General features: G+C 72.1%; 16 protein-coding genes. 2 read left to right on the plus strand and 14 right to left on the minus strand.

Annotated features, from left to right (window positions below; all coding sequences use genetic code 11):
• Positions 1-49: 49 nt before the first annotated feature.
• The 14 genes from ACJX2R_RS15770 to hisI form a co-directional block, all read right to left on the minus strand.
• Positions 50-1510, minus strand: a complete 1461-nt coding sequence (locus ACJX2R_RS15770; RefSeq protein WP_413100622.1) for a glutamate synthase subunit beta — start codon at positions 1508-1510, stop codon at positions 50-52.
• On the minus strand, positions 1503-6053 hold the full coding sequence (gene gltB, locus ACJX2R_RS15775; RefSeq protein WP_262704705.1) for a glutamate synthase large subunit: 4551 nt from the start codon (positions 6051-6053) through the stop codon (positions 1503-1505). The genes ACJX2R_RS15770 and gltB overlap by 8 nt, the downstream gene beginning before the upstream one ends.
• Before the next feature lie 300 nt (positions 6054-6353).
• Entirely contained in the window at positions 6354-7085 is a 732-nt protein-coding gene (locus ACJX2R_RS15780; protein ID WP_413100623.1) for a VIT1/CCC1 transporter family protein, read from the minus strand.
• Positions 7086-7263: 178 nt separating this feature from the next.
• Entirely contained in the window at positions 7264-8256 is a 993-nt protein-coding gene (gene lgt / locus ACJX2R_RS15785; protein ID WP_413100624.1) for a prolipoprotein diacylglyceryl transferase, read from the minus strand.
• 70 nt (positions 8257-8326) lie between these two features.
• A complete protein-coding gene (locus ACJX2R_RS15790; protein WP_413100625.1) occupies positions 8327-9154 on the minus strand; it encodes a DsbA family protein in 828 nt (275 codons plus the stop codon).
• 72 nt (positions 9155-9226) lie between these two features.
• Positions 9227-10045, minus strand: a complete 819-nt coding sequence (gene trpA, locus ACJX2R_RS15795; RefSeq protein WP_413100626.1) for a tryptophan synthase subunit alpha — start codon at positions 10043-10045, stop codon at positions 9227-9229.
• Positions 10045-11292, minus strand: coding sequence for a tryptophan synthase subunit beta (trpB, locus tag ACJX2R_RS15800; protein ID WP_413100627.1), 1248 nt, complete (start codon positions 11290-11292; stop codon positions 10045-10047). The genes trpA and trpB overlap by 1 nt, the downstream gene beginning before the upstream one ends.
• Before the next feature lie 92 nt (positions 11293-11384).
• Complete coding sequence (gene trpM, locus ACJX2R_RS15805; protein ID WP_369075658.1) at positions 11385-11537, minus strand: tryptophan biosynthesis modulator TrpM; 153 nt, start codon at positions 11535-11537, stop codon at positions 11385-11387.
• A 23-nt stretch (positions 11538-11560) separates the two neighbouring features.
• Complete coding sequence (gene trpC / locus ACJX2R_RS15810; RefSeq protein ID WP_137977522.1) at positions 11561-12370, minus strand: indole-3-glycerol phosphate synthase TrpC; 810 nt, start codon at positions 12368-12370, stop codon at positions 11561-11563.
• 157 nt (positions 12371-12527) lie between these two features.
• Positions 12528-12938 carry a DUF2752 domain-containing protein gene (locus ACJX2R_RS15815; protein WP_413100628.1) on the minus strand — a complete coding sequence of 137 codons (411 nt, stop codon included), beginning with the start codon at positions 12936-12938 and terminating at the stop codon, positions 12528-12530.
• A gap of 117 nt (positions 12939-13055) precedes the next feature.
• Positions 13056-13319, minus strand: a complete 264-nt coding sequence (locus ACJX2R_RS15820) for an HGxxPAAW family protein (protein ID WP_262704698.1) — start codon at positions 13317-13319, stop codon at positions 13056-13058.
• Positions 13320-13554: 235 nt separating this feature from the next.
• Positions 13555-14256, minus strand: coding sequence for a TIGR02234 family membrane protein (locus ACJX2R_RS15825; protein ID WP_413100629.1), 702 nt, complete (start codon positions 14254-14256; stop codon positions 13555-13557).
• A 149-nt stretch (positions 14257-14405) separates the two neighbouring features.
• A complete protein-coding gene (locus tag ACJX2R_RS15830; RefSeq protein ID WP_413100630.1) occupies positions 14406-15941 on the minus strand; it encodes an anthranilate synthase component I in 1536 nt (511 codons plus the stop codon).
• Positions 15942-15980: 39 nt separating this feature from the next.
• The gene (gene hisI, locus ACJX2R_RS15835) at positions 15981-16382 is read right to left on the minus strand and encodes a phosphoribosyl-AMP cyclohydrolase (RefSeq protein ID WP_413100631.1); all 402 of its coding nucleotides are present in this window, start codon (positions 16380-16382) and stop codon (positions 15981-15983) included.
• Between the two features lie 154 nt (positions 16383-16536).
• Between hisI and ACJX2R_RS15840 the strand changes: the two genes are divergently transcribed.
• Together ACJX2R_RS15840 and ACJX2R_RS15845 are read left to right on the plus strand one after the other, a co-directional pair.
• Complete coding sequence (locus tag ACJX2R_RS15840) at positions 16537-17532, plus strand: hypothetical protein (RefSeq protein WP_413100632.1); 996 nt, start codon at positions 16537-16539, stop codon at positions 17530-17532.
• Positions 17533-17712: 180 nt separating this feature from the next.
• Positions 17713-18345: a TIGR03085 family metal-binding protein gene (locus ACJX2R_RS15845; RefSeq protein WP_413100633.1), complete on the plus strand. Its 633-nt coding sequence runs from the start codon at positions 17713-17715 to the stop codon at positions 18343-18345.
• Positions 18346-18390: the final 45 nt, after the last annotated feature.

Below are 18390 nucleotides of genomic sequence, written 5' to 3' on the forward strand. Positions count from 1 at the left end.
TCCGTACGCCGTTGTACGGGCGGAGATCCGGGAAAGCCGGGAGACCGGGTCAGACCATGAGGGCCCGGTCGGTGGGGCGGATCGGGGCGGGCAGCTCGCTGGCCCCGGCCAGATGGCGGTCCACCCCGCGCGCCGCGGAGCGGCCCTCGGCGATGGCCCAGACGATCAGCGACTGGCCGCGGCCCGCGTCACCGGCCACGAAGACACCCGGCACATTGGTGGCGAAGTCGGCGTCGCGCGCGATGTTGCCGCGCTCGTCGAGCTCCAGGCCGAACTGCTCGACCAGGCCGTTCTTCTGGTCGGTGCCGGTGAAGCCCATGGCGAGGGTGACCAGCTGGGCCGGGATCTTCCGCTCGGTGCCCGGCTTCTGCTCCAGCTTGCCGTCCTTGAACTCCACCTCGATCAGGTGCAGCCACTGGACATTGCCGTCCTCGTCGCCCTCGAAGTGGGTGGTGGAGACGGAGTAGATCCGCTCGCCGCCCTCCTCGTGCGCCGAGGTGACCTTGTAGAGCATCGGGAAGGTGGGCCAGGGCTGGCCCGGGGCACGCTCCTCGCCCGGCTTGGGCATGATCTCCAGCTGGGTGACGGAGGCGGCGCCCTGCCGGTGGGCGGTGCCGACGCAGTCCGCGCCGGTGTCTCCGCCGCCGATGACCACGACGTGCTTGCCCTCGGCGGTGATCGGGGACGTGGTGAGGTCGCCCTCCTGCACCTTGTTGGCGAGCGGCAGGTACTCCATCGCGAAGTGGATGCCGTTCAGCTCCCGGCCCGGGACCGGGAGGTCGCGCGAGGTGGTGGCGCCGGCCGCGATGACCACGGCGTCGTACCGCTTGCGCAGCTTGGCGGCGTCGATGTCGCGGCCGATCTCGGTCTCGGTGCGGAACTTGGTGCCCTCCGCGCGCATCTGCTCGATACGGCGGTTGATGTGCCGCTTCTCCATCTTGAACTCGGGGATGCCGTAGCGCAGCAGCCCGCCGATGCGGTCGGCCCGCTCATAGACGGCGACCGTGTGACCGGCGCGGGTGAGCTGCTGGGCGGCGGCCAGGCCCGCCGGGCCCGAGCCGATCACGGCGACGGTCTTGCCGCTGAGCCGCTCGGGCGGCTGCGGGGTGACGTCACCGGCGTCCCAGGCCTTGTCGATGATGGTGACCTCGACGTTCTTGATGGTCACCGCCGGCTGGTTGATGCCGAGCACACAGGCCGACTCGCACGGGGCGGGACACAGCCGCCCGGTGAACTCCGGGAAGTTGTTGGTCGCGTGCAGCCGCTCGCTGGCCTCGCGCCAGTCCTCCCGGTAGGCGTAGTCGTTCCACTCGGGGATGAGGTTTCCGAGCGGACAGCCGTTGTGGCAGAACGGAATGCCGCAGTCCATGCATCGGCCGGCCTGCTTGCTGATGATCGGCAGCAGCGAGCCGGGGACGTAGACCTCGTTCCAGTCCTTGACGCGCGTCTCCACCGGACGGGTCTCGGCGACCTCGCGGTCAGTGCTCAGGAAGCCCTTGGGGTCAGCCATTGATCGCCGCCTCCATCATCTTCTCGTGGGTCTCGGACTCGGAGAGCCCGGCACGCTCGGCGGCGTCCTTGGCGGCGAGCACGGCCTGGTACGTAGCGGGGATGATCTTGCTGAAGCGGGTGACGGCGGTCTCCCAGTCGTCGAGCAGCGCGCCCGCGACGGTGGAGCCGGTCTCCTCGTGGTGGCGGCGCACCGCGTCGTGCAGCCACCGCTGGTCGGTTTCGTCCAGCGCGCCGAGGGCGTCCCGCAGATCGACGTTGACGTTGTCCGGGTCGAGGTCGATCACATAGGCGATACCGCCGGACATCCCGGCCGCGAAGTTACGGCCGGTGGGGCCGAGGACGACCGCGTGGCCGCCGGTCATGTACTCACAGCCGTGGTCGCCCACGCCCTCGGAGACGACCGTGGCGCCGGAGTTGCGGACGCAGAACCGCTCGCCGACCCGGCCGCGCAGGAACATCTCACCGCCGGTCGCGCCGTACGCGAGGGTGTTGCCCGCGATCGTCGAGTACTCGGCGAGGTGGTCCGCGCCCCGGTCCGGGCGGACGATCACGCGGCCGCCGGACAGGCCCTTGCCCACGTAGTCGTTGGCGTCGCCCTCGAGCCGCAGGGTGACACCGCTGGGCAGGAACGCGCCGAAGGACTGGCCGGCCGAGCCGGTGAAGGTGATGTCGATGGTGTCCTCGGGCAGGCCCGCACCGCCGAACTTCCGGGTCACCTCATGGCCGAGCATGGTGCCGACGGTCCGGTTGATGTTGCGGATCGCGACCTGGGCCCGGACCGGCTCGGCGGCCTCGGCGCTCTCGGCGTTCAGCGCGTCGGCCGCCAGCTTGATCAGCTGGTTGTCGAGCGCCTTGGCCAGCCCGTGGTCCTGCTCGATCGCCTGGTGGCGGACGGCGCCCTCGGGCAGCTCGGGCACGTACAGCAGCGGGGCGAGGTCCAGGCCGCGGGCCTTCCAGTGCTGCACGGCACGGGTGGTGTCCAGCAGCTCGGCGTGGCCGATGGCCTCGTCCAGGGAGCGGAAACCCAGCTCGGCGAGGAGCTCGCGGACCTCCTCGGCGATGAACTGGAAGAAGTTCACCACGAACTCGGCCTGGCCGCTGTAGCGCTCGCGCAGCACCGGGTTCTGGGTGGCGATGCCGACCGGGCAGGTGTCCAGGTGGCAGACGCGCATCATGACGCAGCCGGAGACCACCAGCGGCGCGGTGGCGAAGCCGAACTCCTCGGCGCCGAGCAGCGCGGCGATCACCACGTCGCGGCCGGTCTTCAGCTGGCCGTCGGTCTGCACCACGATGCGGTCGCGCAACCCGTTGAGCAGCAGCGTCTGCTGGGTCTCGGCGAGGCCGAGCTCCCAGGGGCCGCCCGCGTGCTTGAGCGAGGTGAGCGGCGAGGCGCCGGTGCCGCCGTCGTGGCCGGAGATCAGCACCACATCGGCGTGGGCCTTGGAGACGCCCGCGGCCACGGTGCCGACGCCGACCTCGGAGACCAGCTTGACGTGAATGCGCGCCTTCGGGTTGGCGTTCTTCAGGTCGTGGATCAGCTGGGCGAGATCCTCGATCGAGTAGATGTCGTGGTGCGGCGGCGGGGAGATCAGGCCCACGCCCGGAGTGGAGTGCCGGGTCTTGGCCACCCAGGGGTAGACCTTGTGGCCGGGCAGCTGGCCGCCCTCGCCGGGCTTGGCGCCCTGGGCCATCTTGATCTGGATGTCATCGGAGTTGACCAGGTATTCGCTGGTCACGCCGAAGCGGCCGGAGGCCACCTGCTTGATCGAGGAGCGACGCGCCGGGTCGTGCAGTCGGTCGGAGTCCTCGCCGCCCTCACCGGTGTTGGACTTTCCGCCCAACTGGTTCATGGCGATGGCGAGGGTCTCGTGCGCCTCCTGGGAGATGGAGCCGTACGACATGGCGCCGGTGGAGAACCGCTTGACGATCTCGCTGACCGGCTCGACCTCCTCGATCGGGATCGAGGTGCGCTCACCCTTGAAGGAGAACAGACCGCGCAGCGTCATCAGCCGCTCGGACTGCTCGTTCACCCGCTCCGTGTACTTCTTGAAGATGTCGTAGCGGCGCGACCGAGTGGAGTGCTGGAGCCGGAAGACCGTCTCGGGGTCGAACAGGTGCGGCTCGCCCTCGCGGCGCCACTGGTACTCGCCGCCGATCTCCAGCGTGCGGTGGGCGGAGGGGACGCCGGAGGCGGGGTACGCCTTGGCGTGGCGGGCGGCCACCTCCTTGGCGACGACGTCCAGGCCCGCGCCGCCGATCTTGGTGGCGGTGCCGTGGAAGTAGGTGTCCACGAAGGACTCGTCCAGGCCGACGGCCTCGAAGACCTGCGCGCCCCGGTAGGAGGCCACGGTCGAGATGCCCATCTTGGACATGACCTTCAGGACGCCCTTGCCGAGCGCCTTGATGAGGTTCTTGATCGCGGTCTCGGCCTCGACACCGGGCAGGAAGGTGCCGGCCCGGACCAGGTCCTCGACCGACTCCATGGCCAGGTACGGGTTGACCGCCGCGGCGCCGTAGCCGATCAGCAGCGCGACATGGTGGACCTCGCGGACGTCGCCCGCCTCGACCAGCAGCCCCACCTGGGTGCGCTGCTTGGTGCCGATGAGGTGGTGGTGGACAGCGGAGGTGAGCAGCAGCGAGGGGATCGGGGCGTGCTCGGCGTCCGAGTGGCGGTCGGAGAGCACGATCAGCCGGGCGCCGTCCTCGATGGCGCGGTCGGCCTCGGCGCAGATCTCGTCCAGCCGGGCGGCGAGCGCCTGACCGCCGCCACCGACCCGGTACAGGCCCGAGAGGTTCGCCGCCTTGAGGCCCGGCATGTCCCCGTCGGCGTTGATGTGGATGAGCTTGGCCAGCTCATCGTTGTCGATCACCGGGAAGGGCAGGGTGACGCTGCGGCAGGAGGCCGAAGTCGGCTCCAGCAGGTTGCCCTGCGGGCCCAGCGAGGAGATCAGCGAGGTGACCAGCTCCTCGCGGATCGCGTCCAGCGGCGGGTTGGTGACCTGCGCGAACAGCTGGGTGAAGTAGTCGAACAGCAGCCGCGGCCGCTCGGAGAGGGCGGCGATCGGCGAGTCGGTGCCCATCGAGCCGATCGGCTCGGCGCCGGCCTTGGCCATCGGCGCGAGCAGGACCCGCAGCTCCTCCTCGGTGTATCCGAAGGTCTGCTGACGGCGGGTGACCGAGGCGTGGGTGTGCACGATGTGCTCGCGCTCGGGAAGGTCGGCCAGGTCGATCAGACCGGCCTCCAGCCACTCGCCGTACGGCTGCTCGGCGGCCAGCTCGGCCTTGATCTCGTGGTCCTCGATGATGCGGTGCTCGGCGGTGTCCACCAGGAACATCCGGCCCGGCTGGAGCCGGCCCTTGCGGACCACCCTGGCCGGGTCGATGTCCAGGACGCCGACCTCGGAGGAGAGCACGACCAGACCGTCGTCGGTGACCCAGTAGCGACCGGGCCGCAGACCGTTGCGGTCCAGCACGGCGCCGACCTGGACGCCGTCGGTGAAGGTGACACAGGCCGGGCCGTCCCAGGGCTCCATCATCGTGGAGTGGTACTGGTAGAAGGCTCGCCGGGCCGGGTCCATGGAGGGGTGGTTCTCCCACGCCTCGGGGACCATCATCAGCACCGAGTGCGGCAGCGAGCGGCCGCCGAGGTGGAGCAGCTCCAGGACCTCGTCGAAGGTCGCCGAGTCGGAGGCGTCCGGGGTGCAGACGGGGAAGATCCGCTCCAGGCCCTTCTCCCCGAACAGATCGCTGACCAGCTGGGACTCCCGGGCCCGCATCCAGTTGCGGTTGCCCTGGACGGTGTTGATCTCACCGTTGTGGGCGACGAAGCGGTACGGGTGGGCCAGCGGCCAGCTCGGGAAGGTGTTCGTGGAGAACCGGGAGTGGACCAGCGCGACGGCCGTGGCGAAGCGGCGGTCGGAGAGGTCCGGGAAGAACGGCTCCAGCTGACCGGTGGTCAGCATGCCCTTGTAGACCAGGGTGCGGGCGGACAGCGAGGGGAAGTAGACCCCCGCCTCGCGCTCGGCGCGCTTGCGCAGCATGAACGCCTTGCGGTCCAGGGCCACGCCGGTGCTGGTGCCGTCGGCGACGAAGAGCTGGCGGAAGGCGGGCATGGTGGCCCGGGCCCCGTTGCCCAGCAGTTCGGGGGCGACGGGCACCTCGCGCCAGCCGAGGACGGTCAGGCCCTCCTCGGCGGCGAGCCGCTCGATGTGCTCCGCGGCGGCCGCGCCCTCGGTCTCGCCCTCCGGGAGGAACGCGATGCCCACCGCGTAGGCACCGGCTTCGGGCAGCTCGAAGCCGGTCACACTGGCCCGCAGGAAGGCGTCCGGAACCTGGATGAGGATGCCCGCGCCGTCTCCGGAGTCGGGCTCGGAACCGGTGGCGCCGCGGTGCTCGAGGTTCCTCAGCACGGTGAGAGCCTGCTCCACGAGCTCGTGGCTGGCCTCGCCGGTGAGGGTCGCCACGAAGCCGACGCCACAGGCGTCGTGCTCATTGCGCGGGTCGTACATCCCTTGGCGGGCAGGGTGGGATGCGGAACGCATCGGCTCTCCCGTCGTCGTCATGGCATTTTGCGTGTGCCGAGGGACGACGTTGGCCCTCCGCGAGAATTTCGTGCAGGTTACATGATGGGGCGAATCTCGGGAAGCGGAAATTCCGTTCCATCATGCGGACACCCCAGGAGTGGGGTGAGGTGAGGCAGTACGGGCATTGGGGATGGGGCGACCGGCGTCGCCATGGCGCGGATCGGGCGACACTGCCCAAGCGCTTCGGGCTTATGCCCGCCCGTAAAAGGATCGAAACCGAGGAGTAACGGCGTGATTATGCGGCTCGCCGTATGACTGTCATCCTACGGCCGTTCCGAAGAAAGCGCCCAGGGCATAGGTCACACCCGCCGCCGCGCCGCCCAGCGCCAGCTGCCGCAGCCCGCTGTACCACCAGCTCCGGGCGGTCACCCGCGCCACCACGGCACCGCAGCCGAAGAGCCCGATCAGCGCCAGCACCAGGGCCGGCCACAGCGCCGAGGCGCCCAGCAGATACGGCAGCACCGGCAGCAGCGCGCCCAGCGCGAACGAGCCGAACGAGGAGACCGCCGCGACCAGCGGCGACGGCAGATCGTCCGGGTCCACGCCCAGCTCCTCGCGGGCGTGTATCTCCAGCGCCTGCTCGGGGTCGCGGGAGAGCTGCTCGGCCACCTCACGGGCCAGGGCCGGCTCCACCCCGCGCGACTCGTAGAGCGCGGCCAGCTCCTCCAGCTCGTCCGCCGGGTGCTTGCGCAGCTCGCCCCGCTCCACCTCCAGCTCGGCCTGGACCAGATCGCGCTGGGAGGCGACGGAGGTGTACTCACCGGCGGCCATCGAGAAGGCACCGGCCGCGAGGCCCGCCAGACCGGTGATCACGATCGTCTGCCGGTCCACGGCGCCACCGGCCACACCGGTCATCAGCGCGAGGTTGGAGACCAGTCCGTCCATGGCCCCGAAGACGGCGGGGCGCAGCCAGCCGCCGTTCACATCACGGTGGGTGTGGTTGTCGCGGTGGGCGATGTGCGGTGACTCGGCACTGTCGATGACGGACATATGAAGATGTGCTCCCTTCGAGAAGGGTGTGGCGATGCGGCCCTCACCCCAACGGTTCGAAGGTACGCACGAATTCCCCCGCTCCGCCAGCAAGGAAGGCCGAACTTACCTCGCTGACCTGCACAAACGCAGAAGGGCCGCCAAACCCCGAGGGGTCCGGCGGCCCGGTGGACGCGCGTCAGGGTTTCTTGGTGGGCTCCGCCTCGGCGGCCACCGCACCGGCCTCGTCCGCGTCGCCGCCCTTGGCCGGAGTGCCGTCGCCCTTGGCCAGAGTGGAGCCGCCCTTGGCCGCGCTCCCGGCCGGGGCGTCGCCGCCCGTCCCGGTGGCCGGGGCCGCGCCGTCCTCGATCGCGGCCGGTTCCACGACCTCCTCGCGGCCCGGGGACCGCTTCGCGGAGATCACCAGATAGGCCACCGCGGCCAGGAAGACCACGACGGACGTCCAGTTGTTGAGCCGCAGCCCCAGCACATGGTGGGCGTCGTCCACCCGGAGGTACTCGATCCAGAAGCGGCCCACGGTGTACGCCGCGACGTAGAGGGCGAACGCCCGGCCGTGCCCCAGCTTGAAGCGGCGGTCCGCCCAGATCACCAGCAGCGCCACGCCGACGCACCACAGCGACTCGTACAGGAAGGTCGGGTGGTACGTGCCGGCCACCCGGCCCGCGTCGGCGTCGCCGTCGATCTTCAGCGCCCAGGGCAGCGTGGTGGCCTTGCCGTACAGCTCCTGGTTGAACCAGTTGCCCCAGCGCCCGATGGCCTGGGCGAAGGCGATTCCGGGGGCGATGGCGTCCGCGTACGCCGGGAGCGGGATCCCCCGGCGGCGGCAGCCGATCCAGGCGCCGAGCGCGCCCAGCGCGATGGCCCCCCAGATCCCCAGGCCGCCCTGCCAGATCTTGAAGGCGTCCACCCAGTCACGGCCGTCGGTGAAGTACAGCTCGTAGTCGGTGATGACGTGGTAGAGGCGGCCGCCGACCAGGCCGAACGGCACCGCCCAGACGGCGATGTCGGCGACGGTGCCGACCCGGCCGCCACGGGCGACCCAGCGCCGACCGCCGTACCAGACCGCGACGAAGACGCCGATGATGATGCAGAACGCATAGCCGCGCAGCGGGACCGGACCGAGATAGATCACGCCGGACGACGGGCTGGGAATATAAGCGAGGAGGTCCATGACAGGACCGACGCTACCGTGCCGGGCGGGAGATGCGGCAACCCACCCGGCAACGGCTGCGTAACAAGGATCAGTCGCGGGCCGCCGCGAGGACCATGCGCTTGAGCTTGTTGGGGCTCAGCGGCTTCTTGGGGTCGCCGTAGATCGACTTCCCGCCCAGCAGCACGGTCGGCGTGGAGGCGTAGCCGGAGTGGGCGAAGACGTCGTTGGACTTGCGCACCCAGGCGTCGTGGCGGCCGTCCTCGACGCAACGCCGGAAGCCGGGCGTGACCAGCCCGGGGACCTGGTCCGCGAGCTTGATCAGCCTGCCGTTGTCGGCGTATGTGTCCCGGGTCTCCTGGGGCTGGTGGCGGTAGAGCACATCGTGGTATGCCCGGAACTTCGCGGAGCCCTTGTCCTGGGCACAGGCCGCCGCGTTCGCGGCGCGGACCGAACCGGTGCCGCCGAGGTTTCCGTCGATGATCGTCACCAGGTGGTACTCGACCCTCATCCGGCCGGTGTCCTGGAGCTCGTGGACGGTCTTGCGGAAGACGTCCTCGAACTGCTTGCACCCCGGGCAGCGGAAGTCCTCGTAGACCGTCAGGGTCACCGGGCCCGCCTTCCCCGCCGCCCCCGCCTTCCCCTCCTGCCCGGCCTTCTCCGACCTCCCCGAGGGGATCACCAGGCGCCCCTTGCCGACGGCTCCGCGCGGCGGCACCAGGGCGCTGCCCGACTTCCCCGAGTCGTCGTCGGTCCTGGACGCGAAGATGCCCACGCCCACCGCCGCACCGAGGACGGCCACCACCGTCCCCAGGACGCCCAGCGTCCGCTTACGCTTCGCACGCGCCCGGTCCCGCTCGCGCTGTTCCCGCAGGCGCTCTCGGGCGCCGCGCTTTCCCTCACGGTTTCTCTGGCTCACGCCCTCGCCTAACGAGGCGGAGGAGCACCGCTGAGCTCCTCCGCCCCGTTGTTCCCTCGAACGAGCGACCCTCTAACGGGCGGCGCGGACGCCCTCCGCCAGCTCGCCCGCGAGTTCGCGCAGCCCCGCCAGACCGGCCTCGGTGTCACCCTCGGCGTCCAGCAGCCGCTTGACGAAGGCCGAGCCCACGATGACCCCGTCGGCGAACGCCGCGACCTCCGCCGCCTGGGTGGCGTTGGAGACGCCGAGGCCCACGCAGACCGGGAGCGAGGTGGTGGAGCGGGTGCGCTCCACGAGAACGCGCGCCTCCTGGCCCACCGATTCCCTCGTTCCGGTGACGCCCATCAGGGACGCCGCGTAGACGAAACCGCTGCCCGCCGCCGTGATCTTCGCCAGTCGCTCATCACGGCTGCTGGGCGCGACCACGAACACGGTCGCCAGACCGTGCTGCTCGGCGGCCTTCCGCCAGATCTCCGACTCCTCGACCGGCAGATCGGGCAGGATGCAGCCCGCGCCGCCCGCCTCGGCGAGATCGGCGGCGAACCGCTCGGCGCCGTACCGGTCCACGGGGTTCCAGTACGTCATGCACAGGATCGGGGCGCCGGTGCGGGTGTGCACCTCCCCCACCGTGCGGATCACATCGCGGATCCGCACCCCGTTGCGCAGCGCGATGTCGTCGGCGGTCTGGATCACCGGCCCGTCGAGCACCGGATCGCTGTGCGGCAGCCCGACCTCGACGATGTCGCAGCCGCCCTCGATCATGGCGGTCATCGCGTCCACCGCGCCGTCGATGGTGGGGAAGCCGGCGGGCAGATAGCCGACGAGCGCGGCGCGCCCCTCGTCCTTGGCGCCCGCCAGGACCGACCCCAGCAGCTCCAGGTTCCCGGCCATCACTTCGCCCCCTCGTCGCCCTGCTGCTCGTAGAGCCCGAAGTACCGGGCCGCCGTGTCCATGTCCTTGTCGCCGCGCCCGGAGAGATTGACCAGCACCAGGCCGTCGCTCCCCAGCTCCCGGCCGAGGTCCAGGGCGCCCGCGAGCGCGTGGGCGCTCTCGATCGCCGGGATGATGCCCTCGGTCTCCGAGAGCAGCCGCAGCGCCCGCATGGCCTCGTCGTCGGTGACCGCCCGGTACTCGGCGCGGCCGATGTCCTTCAGATACGCGTGCTCGGGGCCGACACCGGGGTAGTCGAGACCGGCCGAGATCGAGTACGGCTCGGTGATCTGGCCGTCCTCGTCCTGGAGGACGTAGGACCGGGAGCCGTGCAGGATCCCGGGCTCACCCTGGCTCAGCGTGGCCGCGTGCTCTCCGGTGGCCACGCCGTGCCCGGCGGGCTCGAAGCCGACGATCCGCACGCTCTCGTCCGGCAGGAAGGCGTGGAACAGCCCGATCGCGTTGGATCCGCCGCCCACACAGGCCGCGACCGCGTCCGGCAGCCGCCCGGTCCGCTCCAGGATCTGCCGCCGCGCCTCCACGCCGATCACCCGGTGGAAGTCGCGCACCAGCGCCGGGAAGGGGTGGGGTCCGGCCACGGTGCCGAAGAGGTAGTGGGTACGGTCCACATTGGCGACCCAGTCCCGGAACGCCTCGTTGATGGCGTCCTTGAGGGTGCGGCTGCCGGACTTCACGGCGATGACCTCGGCGCCCAGCATCCGCATCCGCGCCACGTTGAGCGCCTGCCGCTGGGTGTCGATCTCGCCCATGTAGATGGTGCACTCGAGACCGAACAGCGCGCACGCGGTGGCCGTGGCCACCCCGTGCTGGCCGGCGCCGGTCTCGGCGATGACGCGGGACTTGCCCATCCGCCGGGTGAGCAGGGCCTGCCCCAGCACGTTGTTGATCTTGTGGGAGCCGGTGTGGTTGAGATCCTCCCGCTTGAGGAAGATCCGGGCACCCCCGGCGTGCTCGGCGAACCGCCCCACCTCGGTCAGCGCGCTCGGCCGGCCGGTGTAGTTGACCAGCAGATCCTCGAGCTCGGCCGCGAAGGCGGGATCCGCCTTGGCCTTCTCGTACTCGGCGGCGACCTCGTCGACCGCGGCGACGAGCGCCTCGGGGATGAACTTGCCGCCGAAGGCACCGAAATACCCCTCGGCGCTGGGCACCTGACCCTCCGGGTCAGGGATGAAGAAATCAGAGGACATGCGACGTACTCCTCGATCGGGGCAGCGCCCCGCGACAATCGGGGCATCGCCCCGCAACAGGTGGAATGGATAGGAACGCGTGCGGCGTGCGCTCAGCGCGCCGCCGCCCGGCGCCATCGCCGCCCGTTGATCTGCCCCGGCTCGCATCCGATGTGGTAGCGCACGCGCCGCCCCCGCACCCGCCTCGCGGGCGCGCGGCAGCCCCGGGGCCGACAGCCCCGTGCCAGTCGCGCGTACGTCTCCATGGTCCGCCGATCCCGCCCCGTCGTCAGTCCCGGCCGTGGCGCAGCGCCGGATGGGCGCCCGCCGCCACCAGATCGGCCACCGCGGCCTTGGGGTCGCGCCCGGTCACCAGGGACTCGCCGACCAGCACCGCGTCCGCGCCGTCGTTGGCGTAGGCGATCAGGTCGTGCGGGCCGCGCACCCCGGACTCCGCGATCTTGACGATATGGTCCGGGATCTCCGGTGCGATCCGGGCGAAGTTCGAGCGGTCCACCTGGAGGGTCTTGAGATCGCGCGCGTTGACGCCGATCACCCGGGCACCGGCGTCGACCGCGCGGGCGGTCTCCTCCTCGTCGTGCACCTCGACCAGGGGCGTCAGCCCGATCGACTCGGCCCGCTCGATGAGCGAGACCAGCGCCTGCTGCTCCAGCGCGGCGACGATCAGCAGGATGACGTCGGCGCCGTGCGCCCGCGCCTCCCACAGCTGGTACGAGGTGACGATGAAGTCCTTACGGAGCACCGGGATGTCGACCTTCGCCCTTACGGCTTCCAGGTCGGCCAGCGATCCGCCGAAGCGCCGCTGCTCGGTCAGCACGCTGATCACGGCCGCGCCGCCCGCCTCGTAGTCCGCGGCGAGCCCGGCGGGGTCGGCGATCGCGGCGAGCGCGCCCTTGGAGGGGCTGGACCGCTTGACCTCGCAGATCACCTTGACGCTGTCGCCCTTGAGCGCCGCGACACCGTCCTTCGCGGGCTGGGCCTTGGCCGCCCGCTCCTTGAGCTCGTCGAGGGCGACGCGCGCCTGCCGCTCCGCGAGGTCGGCACGGACTCCGTCGATGATCTCGTCGAGCACACTCACCGAGCGGCCCCCTTCCGTGACGGGGATGAAGCTTCTGATCTGTACCGGGTGCGGCGGTCCACCGTGTCACCTGGCACTGCGATGGTAGCCGTCGGTAGGCCGAGGTCTCGCATCCGGTTGACGCGGACGCCCGCCACATGCACATACACAACAACGGTCACGGCACCAGCAGTCCCCCGAACGGGAGATTCCGGACGATTGCGAAGACCAGGGCCACCACGCCGAGCGCCCCCGCGTGCCACACCCGTGGCGCCGGGAAGCGTCCGCGTACGCACCACACCACCCAGCAGACCGCGAAGACCGCGTAACAGCCGACGGCGAGGGCGTTGTCACGCAGCGCGGCCGCCAGATCGCCATGGGCCAGGGCATGGGCGCCGCGCAGCCCACCGCAGCCGGGGCAGTACAGCCCGGTGAGCCGCAGCAGCGGGCAGACGGGGTAGTGGCCGGGCTCCCGGGGGTCCACGGCGCCGACATAGCCGAAGGCGGCGAGAACGCCCGCGAGCACACCGAACGGGGCGGCCAGACGCCGCACCAGGGGGACGAGGGCGGTCGGCAGTGGTTCGGTCACACCGCCGAGTCTGCCCGGGGAGCCGCTAAGGCGCAGCTCAGGGCCGATGCGCCGACCTCCGTACGGCTCAGTGCCGCATGCGATGGAGGCGGACGCGGCCCCGGGCCGCGCCGGGGCTCAGCTCTGGGTCTGGGTCTGCGCCTGGGTCTGCGACTGCGCCGCGGGCCGCGGCTGCGGCGGGTGCTGCGTCTTGGGCATGCCCAGCCCGGCCGCGCGCATCGCCGCGCCGACGACACCGCCGAGGGCGATGATCACCATGCCCGCCCAGAAGCCGAGCGGGTTGGCCGCCACGGTGAACGCGCCGGCGACGCAGAAGCCGATGAAGGCGATGGTGACACCGGTCCAGGCGGCCGGGGTGTGTCCGTGGTCGTGACCCGCCATGAATTCTCCTCGTATCTGTACGCGCCTGGTCCGGGCGCTCGGGGGCGAACGCTCCCACGCCATTGTCCCCGATGCGCGAAACGCCCTTGAGCGGGGGTGGGACCTTACGGCGCGAGGCGGGAAGGCGGGCGCGAGGGCAGGCGTCGAGGGCAGCGCTCTGGGGCGGGGCCTACGGGGTGTCCGGCGGATCTTGACGCGCGTGGCCCGCCGCAGGCGTCACGAGCCGCCGGACGCCCTAGGCGCCGCGCTCAGCCTCCTGCTCCTGCCGGGCCGTGGCCTCCGTCGGGTCCTCGCCGCGGTCCAGGGCCTTCCACAGCTCCTCGGGGCGGTCCGGGTCGGCGGCGGCGCCGCCGACCCGGGTGCGGCTCCGGCCCGGGGTGCCCGGGGCGCCCGCGCGCTCGTACCGCCCGGACATGGCGGGCCAGTGACGGCCGTAACCCAGGGCGAGCACGCCCGCGAGCAGCAGCAGCACCCCGCCCGCCGCGGCGACCCACGGCCAGGGGGTGTACGCCACGTCGTGGATGGGGCTGTGGGTCAGCCCGCTCACCTTGGACGCCTTCTCCTCCAGCGCCGCCTTGTCGGACGCGCCGAGGGCGGAGCTGATCACGATGCCCGCGCCGCAGAGGGCCAGCAGCGCCGCGACGACGGCACGGCCGAGGCGGCGCACGGCGAAGACCGCGACCAGCGCGGCCAGGCCGACGACCGCCAGCGCACCGGGGAGTCCGGTGATGTCATCGCCGTTGGCGCTCTGCGAGAGGGATCCCTGGGCGACGGAGGCGGTGCCCTCGGCCCACTTGCGGCTGGTGGCCAGCAGGACCAGGGCGGCGCCGAGCGCACCGGCGAGCAGGGCGATGGCAAGGCTGCTTCGGCGGCCGCGCGCGGCGGGGGCGGAGGGCTCGTGCTCGGCCCTGGGCTGGGGTACGGCTGCGGCAGTCACGCCTACTACTATCCCCCACCCGGGTACGCGATCGTTCCCGGGTGGGGGATATGGGACCTACCGGGAGCCACCGGCCACCCGGAACCACCGCCCCCGGGAGCCACCCGCCACCGGAAACCACCGCCCCGGGGAGCCACCCGCCACCGGGACTACCGCCCCAGGCGGCCCGCCGCGTGCACCGCCCGCAGCACCGCCGCCGCCTTGTTGCGGCACTCCGCGTCCTCGGCCACCGGATCGGAGTCGGCGACGATCCCCGCGCCCGCCTGGACATACGCCGTGCCCTCGCGCAGCAGCGCGGTGCGGATGGCGATCGCGGTGTCGGAGTCGCCCGCGAAGTCGAGATAGCCGACACAGCCGCCGTACAGCCCGCGGCGGCTCGGCTCCAGCTCCTCGATGATCTGGAGCGCCCGCGGCTTGGGGGCGCCGGAGAGGGTGCCCGCGGGGAAGCAGGCGGTGAGCACGTCGAAGGCCGTACGGCCCTCCGCGAGGCTGCCGGTGACGGTCGAGACGATGTGCATGACATGGCTGTAGCGCTCGATCGACATGAAGTCGACGACCTCCACGCTGCCGGGCTCGCAGACCCGCCCGAGGTCATTGCGCCCGAGGTCGACGAGCATCAGATGCTCGGCCCGCTCCTTGGGGTCGGCGAGCAGTTCCTCGGCGAGCGCGGCGTCCTCCTGCGGGGTGGCCCCCCGGCGGCGGGTACCGGCGATGGGGTGCAGCATCGCCCGGCCGTCCTCGACCTTGACCAGCGCCTCCGGGCTCGAGCCCACCACATCGAAGCCCTCGAACCGGAAGAGGTACATATAGGGGCTCGGGTTGGTGGCCCGCAGCACCCGGTAGACATCGAGGGCGCTGGCCGAGCACGGCGTCTCGAACCGCTGCGAGGGGACGACCTGGAACGCCTCGCCCGCGCGGATCCGCTCCTTGATGTCCTCCACGGCTTCCATGAAGTCCTCGCCGCCCCACAGCGCGGTGTACTCGGGCAGCTCGGAGTCGGGCAGCGCGGCGGGGTCGGTCGCCATGGGGCGGACCAGGTCGGCGGCCATCGCGTCGAGCCGGGCCACGGCGTCCGCGTACGCCTCGTCCACACCCGTGTCGAGGTCGTTGTGGTTGATCGCGTTGGCGATCAGCAGCACGGTGCCGTCCCAGTGGTCCAGCACCGCGAGGTCCGAGGTGAGCAGCATGGTCAGCTCGGGCAGGCGCAGATCGTCCCGGCCGTGCTCGCCGACCTTCTCCAGGCGGCGGACGATGTCGTAGCCGAGGTAGCCGACCATGCCGCCCGTGAACGGCGGCAGCTGGACCAGCCCGCCGAGGTCGCGCGGGGTGTGCAGGGTCTCGACGGTGGCGCGCAGCGCCTGGAGGGGATCGCCGTCGGTGGGGACGCCGACCGGCGGGGTGCCCAGCCAGTGGGTGCGGCCGTCGCGCTCGGTGAGGGTGGCGGCGCTGCGGACGCCGATGAAGGAGTAGCGGGACCAGGAGCGGCCGTTCTCGGCGGATTCGAGGAGGAAGGTGCCGGGGCGCTCGGCGGCCAGCTTGCGATAGAGGCCCACGGGGGTGTCGCCGTCCGCGAGCAGCTTGCGGCTGACGGGGATGACGCGGCGGTCGGCCGCCAGCTTGCGGAAGGTCTCGAGATCCATCGTGACAGCGTCCTGGGTCTGGGGCTCGGGAGCCCGGCGGGGCACGGGGCTGGGGCTGGGAGGCTGGGCGGGGTGGTGGCCGGTCTACTGGCCGGTCCGCGGGCCCGTCCGCAGGCCGGTCTGCGGGCCGAGGGGGAGCTCGTCGGCGTCGAAGCAGGTGCGGTCGCCGGTGTGGCAGGCGGCGCCGACCTGGTCGACCTTGACGAGGACGGTGTCGGCGTCGCAGTCGAGCGCGACGGACTTGACCAGCTGGACATGGCCGGAGGTGTCGCCCTTGACCCAGTACTCCTGGCGGCTGCGGCTCCAGTAGGTGCAGCGGCCGGTGGTGAGGGTGCGGTGCAGCGCCTCGTCGTCCATCCAGCCGAGCATCAGCACCTCACCGGTGTCGTACTGCTGGGCGATGGCGGGCAGCAGGCCGTCGGCGCCGCGCTTGAGGCGGGCGGCGAGGGCCGGGTCGAGGGCGGAGGGGCAGTCGGAGCCGGTCATGCGACCATTCTGCACGTCCGGAGGGGGGTCCCCCGAATGATCTCCGCCGGACCGGGATCGGACCGGGGCCGGGGCTGGGGAACCGGGCCGGGAAACCGGCCGGCAGGCCGGGCCCGATGGGCGGATTGTCAGTGGAATGGGGCATGCTTCGGGCATGACGTTTCCGCCGCCGTCGAACGAGCCCAACCGGCCTGGAAACGGCGGGGGGTTCGGTCCACCACCGCCGCAGCCGCAGCAGCAACCACCACAGCCACAGCCCGCGCAGCCGCAGCAGCCCGCGCAGCCCCCGCAGGCGCAGCAGCCGCAGCAGGGCTTCGGGCCGCCGCCCCCGGCGGACCAGCCCGCGCAGCCCAGCGGCGGTTTCGGTCCGCCCACCCCGCCGGCCCTGCTGCCCGGCGGCCCGCCCCCGGGCGCGCTGCCGCCGGGGTCCATACCCCCGGGGGCGCTGCCGCCCCCTCCCCCGCCGCCCGGCAGCGGCGGCTCCAGGACCACGGCGATCGTCATCGCGGCGGTGGTGGCCGTGGCGGTGGTCGTCGGCGCGATCGTCATCGGCACGAAGGACGACGGCGGCAAGGAGACGTCGGCCGACGCCGGCTCGTCCGCCTCGGCCTCGGACCGTCCCCTCTCCTCGCCCTCGGACGCCGAGTCGTCCGCCGCCCCGTCGGGCTCGGAGGACCCCGGCGAGGGCGCGCCGCTGGGCGGCGGAAGCGAGGCCCCCGACGGGGATCCGGGCGCCTCGGAGTCGGCGGCCCCGGACGCGTCGGAGTCCGGCGCGCCCGGTGACAAGGTGCCGTATGTGGTGCTCGCCCCAGGCCGGTGCTTCGACCATCCGGCGATGGACAGCAGCGTCACCAAGGTCGAGAAGCGGTCCTGCCACGGTCCGCACGACGGCGAGGTGATCGCCAACGAGACGCTGAGCGGCGACTTCTCCACCGAGAAGGCGATTCAGACCAAGGCGCTGGCGCTGTGCGCGACGGATGCCAAGAAGCGGCTCAAGAGCATCCCCAACGACGGCCGGATGTACTACTACTACGCGCTGTACCCCGCGCTGGGCACGTACTCCATCCAGGGTGAGGACCAGGTCTCCTGTGCGCTCACGTTGAGCGCCGGGCGCGACGGCAAGAAGCTGAGCAAGCCGCTGCCGGGTTAGTTAGGGCGGCGTGTCGTCCGGCGGATTGCGGGGTACCGCTCAGATCCTGGGGTCCAGGGGCGGTGCCGCCGCCACGCGGCGGAGCCGCACACCGCGTAGGCCTGGCAGGAGGGGGCGCCGCGCCGGGGTGCGGCGGCGCTCCTCGTGGCAGTGGGCGGGTCCCGGTCGTAGGGTGGACGCATGTCCACTCACGCGAAGCGCGAACGCCTGCTTCTCGCCGACCTCTTGGACGGCGCGGGCCCCGGGGCCCCGACGCTGTGCGAGGGCTGGAGCACCCGCGATCTGGCGGCCCATCTGGTGGTCCGCGAGCGCCGCCCCGACGCGGCCGCCGGGGTGCTGGTCAAGCCGCTGGCCGCGCGGCTGGCCCGGGTGCAGCAGGAGTTCGCGGCGCGGCCGTACGAGGAGCTGCTCCAGCTGTTCCGCACCGGTCCGCCGCGGATGTCGCCGTTCGCGCTGAAGCAGGTGGACGAGGCGGCCAACAGCTTCGAGTTCTACGTCCACGCCGAGGATGTGCGCCGCGCCCGCCCGGACTGGACACCGCGCGAGCTGGACCCGGTCTTCGCCGACACGCTCTGGTCCCGCATCGAGCGCGGCGCCCGGATCTTCGGCCGCCGCTCCCCCGTCGGCCTGGTGCTGCGCCGCCCGGACGGCCGTACGGCGGTGGCCAACCGCGGCACCCCGGTCGTCACGGTCACCGGCGAACCGGGCGAGCTGGCGCTCTTCCTCACCGGCCGCCAGGATTCCGCCCGGGTCGAGCTGGAGGGCGACAAGGAGGCCGTGGCCGCGGCGCACGAGGCCAAGCTGGGCATCTGAGCCGCCCCCGCCCCGGACGCCACGCGTCCCCGCCCGCGCGGGGCG

Origin of the sequence: Streptomyces sp. Inha503 (assembly GCF_047215865.1) — a bacterium.
Taxonomy (GTDB): domain Bacteria; phylum Actinomycetota; class Actinomycetes; order Streptomycetales; family Streptomycetaceae; genus Streptomyces; species Streptomyces lycopersici.

Bases quoted from the DNA above. Each gene is read 5' to 3' on its own strand.
- ACJX2R_RS15770 (WP_413100622.1), bottom strand. From the start codon at position 1,510: ATGGCTGACCCCAAGGGCTTCCTGAGCACTGACCGCGAGGTCGCCGAG.
- gltB (WP_262704705.1), bottom strand. From the start codon at position 6,053: ATGCGTTCCGCATCCCACCCTGCCCGCCAAGGGATGTACGACCCGCGC.
- ACJX2R_RS15780 (WP_413100623.1), bottom strand. From the start codon at position 7,085: ATGTCCGTCATCGACAGTGCCGAGTCACCGCACATCGCCCACCGCGAC.
- lgt (WP_413100624.1), bottom strand. From the start codon at position 8,256: ATGGACCTCCTCGCTTATATTCCCAGCCCGTCGTCCGGCGTGATCTAT.
- trpA (WP_413100626.1), bottom strand. From the start codon at position 10,045: ATGGCCGGGAACCTGGAGCTGCTGGGGTCGGTCCTGGCGGGCGCCAAG.
- trpB (WP_413100627.1), bottom strand. From the start codon at position 11,292: ATGTCCTCTGATTTCTTCATCCCTGACCCGGAGGGTCAGGTGCCCAGC.
- trpM (WP_369075658.1), bottom strand. From the start codon at position 11,537: ATGGAGACGTACGCGCGACTGGCACGGGGCTGTCGGCCCCGGGGCTGC.
- ACJX2R_RS15820 (WP_262704698.1), bottom strand. From the start codon at position 13,319: ATGGCGGGTCACGACCACGGACACACCCCGGCCGCCTGGACCGGTGTC.
- hisI (WP_413100631.1), bottom strand. From the start codon at position 16,382: ATGACCGGCTCCGACTGCCCCTCCGCCCTCGACCCGGCCCTCGCCGCC.
- ACJX2R_RS15840 (WP_413100632.1), top strand. From the start codon at position 16,537: ATGACGTTTCCGCCGCCGTCGAACGAGCCCAACCGGCCTGGAAACGGC.
- ACJX2R_RS15845 (WP_413100633.1), top strand. From the start codon at position 17,713: ATGTCCACTCACGCGAAGCGCGAACGCCTGCTTCTCGCCGACCTCTTG.